General features: G+C 59.9%; 2 protein-coding genes. Both read right to left on the bottom strand.

All coding sequences use genetic code 11. The features are described from left to right. A partial coding sequence (locus tag V6C16_RS14645; protein WP_333543613.1) for a TSUP family transporter occupies positions 1-182 on the bottom strand: 182 nt, incomplete at its 3' end. Between the two features lies 1 nt (position 183). Continuing rightward, the gene (locus V6C16_RS14640) at positions 184-531 is read right to left on the bottom strand and encodes a DMT family protein (RefSeq protein WP_333543612.1); all 348 of its coding nucleotides are present in this window, start codon (positions 529-531) and stop codon (positions 184-186) included. Between the last annotated feature and the right edge of the window lie 215 nt (positions 532-746).

Raw genomic sequence — 746 nt, 5'->3', positions numbered from 1 at the left:
GCCACGCACGTACCCATGCAGGCGCTGAACTTGTTGGCGCCAAGGGCCGCATGCGGCGGCACACCCGTAAGCAGGAGGGCGGGCATGGTCACGAGGCCGCCTCCACCGGCGATAGCGTCTATAAAGCCACCGGCGAAAGCGGCGGCAATGCCCACCAGCAAAGGGACGAGACCTATTTCCACGTTACCACTCCTTAAAGATGATCCAGGCAGCCAGCACGATGAGGGCAAAGCCCGCAACGTGGTTCCAGCGCAGGGGTTCGTGCAGCCAGAGGCTGGAAAAAACCATGAAAACCGTCAGGGAAATGACTTCTTGTATGGTTTTCAGTTCAGCAGCGGAAAAATGCCCGTAACCGATGCGGTTGGCAGGCACCTGAAGCAGGTATTCAAAAAAAGCCAGCCCCCAGCTTGCCAGAATGACCACGGGCAGGGCCGTGCCCTTGTAGCGCAAATGGCCGTACCAGGCGAAGGTCATGAATATGTTTGATGCAATCAAAAGGCCGATGGTGGCCGCGGGTACGGGTATGTTCATGGCGTATCAGCAAGCCTTGTCTGTCGGGCGGCAGGAGCGCGCCACCCTGTGGTGTCGGGACAGTCCAGAGGCATACCCGCGGTGGTGCGGCGAGTCAATGACCGCCTGTAAAGATAAAGAAAGCGCCCGGTGTGACCCGGGCGCTTTCTTTTGCCTTTTGCGCGGGCTGATGCCTGTCTGGCGTGAGGCCTTTCCGGCGCGGTCCCGCATGGGCA

The sequence above is a fragment of the Desulfovibrio sp. 1188_IL3213 genome, from assembly GCF_036763145.1.
Classification (GTDB): Bacteria; Desulfobacterota; Desulfovibrionia; order Desulfovibrionales; family Desulfovibrionaceae; genus Desulfovibrio.
This window is presented reverse-complemented; position numbering and strand designations above follow the sequence as displayed.